A 4,232-nucleotide genomic window follows, 5' to 3' on the forward strand; every position below is an offset into this window, starting at 1 on the left:
AATTAAAATAACGATTACTCCTTTAATAAAATTTCACTGAAACCTTTTTGGTCAGACCCAATATCCCGTAGATGGCAATAATACGGTTGTAAAACCACACTTCGTTTCTACTTCTCATTACCTTGGGAGGGTTTACATAAACGATGCCCAATATTTTGCCAATGTTCCCGAAGTGGTTTGGAACTTTTAAATATTGGCGGGTATCAGCCAGCACAAAATGGCTGAAAGACAGAAAGGAAAGAAAACTAGAATTTGAGGACATTTTGCACTATCAAAAAATCATTGTAGCATTATCAGAAACGGATAGGATAATGAACGAAATAAATAAAATAGACATCTCAGTGAGAGATGGTATCATTTTGAATATAATGTTTGCATAAGAGAAGCAAATATAATGAGTCCATTGCTATTCAAACCATTTTGCATACATTATGTAGTTCTTTGCCAACCTATTAAATATCTTTTTCAGTTCTTCGTCTATAGGTTTTATTTTTTTTGCAGGAACACCCGCATAGATATAACCACTTTCTACCACTGTATTTTCTAAAACTACTGCTCCCGCAGCCACAATAGATTCTTTTTGTACTATTGCACCATCCATAACTATTGCTCCCATACCGATGAGCAAATTATCTTCCAAAGTGCATCCATGCACAATAGCATTATGCCCTATAGAAACATTACTGCCGATAATAGTTTTATATTTTTGATAGGTGCAGTGGATTATTGCTCCGTCTTGGATATTGGTATTATCGCCTATAACTATGCTATTTACATCTCCTCTTATTACAGCGTTAAACCAAACACTGCAATTATTCCCCATCTCTACCTCACCCACTATGGTACAATTTTCTGCTAACCAACAGCCAATTCCCATCTTGGGGTAAATACCCTTTACTGATTTTATAAGAGCCATCTTATTTTTTTTATATTTCTTTTTTTTCTTGAATAAAAAACACAGAACAGGAGGCAATGAGAAAACAAACTCCCGAAAGTATTAATAAATAGATAACCTGGTTATGAACAAGAGAGAGAATCCATCCTCCCATCAGACCAATAACTATTTGTGGAACGACAATAAAAAAATTAAAAATTCCCATAAAAATTCCCATTTTATGATGAGGAATAGCACCAGCTAACAAAGAATACGGCATAGATAAGATACTTGCCCATGCAAATCCTACACAAAACATGCTTGCTAATAAAAGATTTGGATTCTTTATGAAAAAAAGAGAGAGAATCCCTATCCCACCAATAAAGAGGGAGAGAGAGTGCGTTCCTTTTTTTCCTATTTTTTTTGCGATAAACGGTATGAAAAGAGCTACCAGAGCAGATATTGCGTTATAGGTACCAAACATTATTCCTACCCAATTGGCTGCTTCGTTATATATTGCTGAGCTTCTGTCATCTGCGGGGAGACCATACACATGTTGTGCAATAACAGGGGTCATATACACCCACATAAGAAATAAAGCACACCAAGAAAAGAACTGCACTACTCCTATTTGTTTCATCGTTTTAGGAATGTGAGCAAGGTCTATAAATATCTGAATAATTCCTCGAGAAGTGGCGGGTTCTGTTTTGCTATCAAATTCTCTATAGATATGCGGTGGATATTCTTTTGTGGAATATACCGTCCATATAATAGTTCCCATAAAAATAAATGCTCCTACGTAAAACGAAAAAAGCACATTATCAGGAACTAATCCCGACTCTGCTGTTTTAGAAATAGAAAACATTTCTGCTAAAATATAAGGAAGAGAAGAACCGAGAACAGCACCTATTCCGATAAGACAAGTTTGTATTGCAAATCCATGAGTCCTTTGTTTATCAGGAAGCATATCCGCTACCAAAGCTCGGAATGGCTCCATAGATATATTAAAAGAAGCATCCATAAGCATTAATAAACCCGCTCCCACTAATAACGGAGGAAGAAAAGCAACAAGTCCCGAAGAATTAGGTAATAAAATAAGTGCGGCAGAGGATAAGATAGCACCTCCTAAAAAATAAGGTCGCCTCCTTCCCAATCTATTCCATGTTTTATCACTAAAATGCCCTACTAAAGGCTGCACTATTAAACCCGTTATAGGAGCAGCTAACCAAAAATAAGAAAGATGTTCCGCGTCTGCTCCAAAGGTCTGTAATATTCTACTCCCATTTACATTCTGAAGAGCAAATCCAAACTGGATTCCCAAAAATCCTAAACTCATATTCCATATACTTGATATTTTTAATATTGGTTTTTCCATATTATTTAAATAATTGTTATTTATTTTGTTACTGCGGTTTTATTAAAAAGAAAAGAAAAATATCTATTATTATAATACAATAGTTTGTAAAAATATAATAATGTTTATTTTTTGACTAATATAAAAAATACACATTGGTGACAATGTTTTTTATTAAAATAATAATCATATACCTTATAAAATTAAAATAAAAAAAATGCAAAAACGTAGTTTATATTTTTTCATATTGCTGGTTATCATTATCAATACCTCTTCTTGTGGCTATAACGATATGGTGACCAAACAAGAATCTATTACTGCCCAATGGGCACAAGTAGAGAATGTGTATCAAAGAAGAGCGGATCTCATCCCTAATTTAGTGAATACTGTAAAAGGATATGCAAATTTTGAACAAGAGACGCTCACAAAAGTTATAGAAGCACGCTCTAAAGCAACTTCTACTACTATTAATGCAGGTGATTTAAGCCCTGAAAAAATAAAACAATTCCAATCCGCACAAGATGAATTAGGAGGGGCTTTATCTCGGCTTTTGGTATCGGTAGAGAAATATCCTGATTTGAAAGCAAATCAAAACTTTTTAGAACTTCAAGCACAGTTAGAAGGCACTGAAAATAGAATAACCATAGAGAGAAAAAGATTTAATGAAACAGTTCAAGATTACAACACATATATTCGAAAGTTTCCTAATAACCTCACTGCTTCTTGGTTTGATTTTGAGAAAAAAGGATATTTTGAAGCAAGTGCAGGGAGTGAAAAAGCACCCGAAGTAAAATTTTAACCTGTAAAAACTTGTATGAACATAACCCCTGATATATTAAAAACAGAAGAAAAAGAAAAAATCCTATCAGCTATCAAAGAAGCTGAAAAAGAAACTTCGGGAGAAATAAGGGTTCATATAGAGAACCACTGTAAAATAGAAACCTTAGATAGGGCAGCCCAAATATTCGCCCAACTCAAAATGCACAAAACAGAACTCCGTAATGGGGTTCTGTTTTATATTGCAATAAAAGATAAAAAGTTTGCTATTGTAGGTGACAAGGGTATAAATGCAAATGTTCCTGAAAACTTTTGGGATACTATCAAGCAACAAATGCAGCATGACTTCAAGCAGGGAAGCTTTATACAGGGAATAGAACTCGGTATTAAAACTGCGGGATTACAATTAAAAAAACATTTTCCTTATAAATCCAATGATGTAAACGAATTATCCGATGAAATATCTTTTGAACACAATTAGCAAGAAAATATTTTTCATAACCATATTATTGCTCCATTTTCAAATAACAACTGCCCAAAAGTTCCCCGAACCCATCTCTCCTCCTCGCATAGTAAATGATTATGTGCAGTTATTATCATCTGAAGAATTTCTCTATTTGGAAAATAAACTCCGAAAATTTAATGATACTACTTCTAATGAAATATCTATAGCTATAATATCCACTACCAATGGCGATGATACACAACTATACGCTACCGAAATGGCTCATGCATGGGGCATAGGAAAAAAAGGAAAAGATAATGGTGTCCTATTTCTTATAGCAGTGGAAGATAAAAAAATGGCAATTGCCGTAGGGTATGGATTAGAAGGATTTCTTACCGATGCTCTTGCAAAACGAATCGTTTCCGAATACGCAAAGCCCTATTTTAGAGAAAAAAGATACTTTGAAGGAATAGACATATCCACAGATGCCATTATACAAGCGACCTCAGGAACATTCAAAGGGGAAGCAAAAAAAATATCTAAAAAAAACATAGTGCCTTATATATTTCCCATCTTGATTGTATTAGTTCTCCTTATTAAATTATTCGGGAATAGAAGCTCTCACGTATCTTCTCATGGAATGGGAACTCTTGCTACTTTAATGATGATGAATCAATTAGGAAGACGAGGAACAGGATTTGGAGATTTTAGCAAAGGAAGTGGCTTATTTGGAGGGAGTGATTTTGGTGGATTCGGTGGTGGTGGATTCGGTGGTGGTGGAT

Annotated in this window: 6 protein-coding genes; 4 read left to right on the forward strand and 2 right to left on the reverse strand. The window is 34.5% G+C overall.

The window, feature by feature from the left end; translation table 11 throughout:
• Positions 1-161: 161 nt before the first annotated feature.
• Positions 162-380, forward strand: coding sequence for a hypothetical protein (locus QM536_08885; protein MDI9357121.1), 219 nt, complete (start codon positions 162-164; stop codon positions 378-380).
• 26 nt (positions 381-406) lie between these two features.
• On the opposite strand, the gene QM536_08890 is transcribed toward QM536_08885, so the two are convergent.
• Positions 407-916, reverse strand: a complete 510-nt coding sequence (locus tag QM536_08890) for a gamma carbonic anhydrase family protein (GenBank protein MDI9357122.1) — start codon at positions 914-916, stop codon at positions 407-409.
• Positions 917-926: 10 nt separating this feature from the next.
• Positions 927-2,249, reverse strand: a complete 1,323-nt coding sequence (locus tag QM536_08895; protein MDI9357123.1) for an MFS transporter — start codon at positions 2,247-2,249, stop codon at positions 927-929.
• Positions 2,250-2,445: 196 nt separating this feature from the next.
• Here QM536_08895 and QM536_08900 point away from each other — a divergent pair, with 196 nt between their 5' ends.
• The 3 genes from QM536_08900 to QM536_08910 all read left to right on the forward strand — a co-directional run.
• A complete protein-coding gene (locus QM536_08900) occupies positions 2,446-3,027 on the forward strand; it encodes a LemA family protein (GenBank protein MDI9357124.1) in 582 nt (193 codons plus the stop codon).
• A 15-nt stretch (positions 3,028-3,042) separates the two neighbouring features.
• Complete coding sequence (locus QM536_08905) at positions 3,043-3,486, forward strand: TPM domain-containing protein (GenBank protein ID MDI9357125.1); 444 nt, start codon at positions 3,043-3,045, stop codon at positions 3,484-3,486.
• The coding region (locus QM536_08910; GenBank protein ID MDI9357126.1) for a TPM domain-containing protein at positions 3,461-4,232 on the forward strand (772 nt) is incomplete at its 3' end. The genes QM536_08905 and QM536_08910, both read left to right, overlap by 26 nt.

Source organism: Chitinophagaceae bacterium, assembly GCA_030053935.1.
In the GTDB taxonomy this organism is placed as follows: domain Bacteria; phylum Bacteroidota; class Bacteroidia; order Cytophagales; family JASGCU01; genus JASGCU01.